Below are 1184 nucleotides of genomic sequence, written 5' to 3' on the forward strand. Positions count from 1 at the left end.
TCTCCAAAGGCAGAAGGACGTAGTGTCCAGATATTGCGAAGTCAATGGCTATCAGTTTAAGATCATTCAAGACGTTGGATCTGGTCTCAACTATAAGAAAAAGGGCCTGACATAGCTGATCAACATGATCTGCAAGAAGCAGTGCGAGCGAGTCGTGGTAAATTATCAAGACCGGCTTGTCCGTTTTGGCTTTGAAATGATTGAGACAATCTGCCAGGCAAACGATGTAGAGCTAGTTGTCATCAATCAGACAGATAACGTTGATCCAAATTCAGAACTTGTAGAAGATGTTTTATCTATAATCACTGTTTTCTCAGCTAAGCTGTATGGAAAGAGGTCGCATCAGAATGCAAGAGTCATCCAAGAAAGCAAGAAACTCTTCAGTCAAGCAGACAGTGACAAAGACTCAGCCCAAGACGATTAGAGTCTACTCCAAAAAGTTAAGCGATGAAGAATTTGCCAGAATGTCTGACTTCTTTGAAAGATACGGCAGGTGCCGGCATTTCTTTTTGAACCGCTATTGCGGCATCAATTCGATGCTAGCGGTTAATAACTGGCAGGCTCTGCGTAACCAAGTTCGTAAATGGGACAAGCCGGTTAAAGGTTCGAAAGGCAAGCTAGAAACAGTCTATAACTTTCAGACCAAGCACTGGGTAGGCGCTCTCCGTGAAGCATGTGCCAACATAAAAAGCATGTGGTCGAATCTGGCTAACCGTTTGAAGAAGCTGATTCAAGGAAATGAAAATTTTTCTGCAGATCAGCGCCACCTTCTGTTCTTTATTTTGAAATTTAAGAGCGCATGGCAAGCCGTTCTTCTTCACAAGCCAATTGATCTGCTGGAAGAATACGCCGAAGCTCTTGCCGAGATTGAAACTAAGCTGAAACACAAACAAATCAAGCAGGCATATAGCTATCTACGCCGAATTACGTATCGCTACCACTACCGGGCACGCAAGTCGGGCAAGCTTAGCTCTAGCATGAAGTGTGACTTGAATTGGGCATTTGAAGGAAATACTTTTTCATTCAGTTCCGATGTGCCTAGGAAGCAGTTTTCTGTAGAGATGACCAGCCCGTGGAATTATCCACGCACCGGCGATATCACCGTGGTGCTTGACCGCATCAAGCAGCGCCTTGAAGTTCATAAGCTGATCTCTAGCAAGCGTTACAGCAATGATTCAAAGAAG

Annotated in this window: 2 pseudogenes; both read left to right on the forward strand. The window is 44.3% G+C overall.

Going from position 1 to position 1184, the window contains the following annotated elements:
• Nucleotides 1-424, forward strand: a pseudogene (locus FD23_RS07015) (IS607 family transposase); the annotation flags it as partial.
• Nucleotides 425-464: 40 nt separating this feature from the next.
• A pseudogene (locus FD23_RS07020) lies at nucleotides 465-1184 on the forward strand (RNA-guided endonuclease TnpB family protein); the annotation flags it as partial.

The organism is Lactobacillus delbrueckii subsp. delbrueckii DSM 20074 = JCM 1012 (genome assembly GCF_001433875.1).
In the GTDB taxonomy this organism is placed as follows: Bacteria; Bacillota; Bacilli; order Lactobacillales; family Lactobacillaceae; genus Lactobacillus; species Lactobacillus delbrueckii.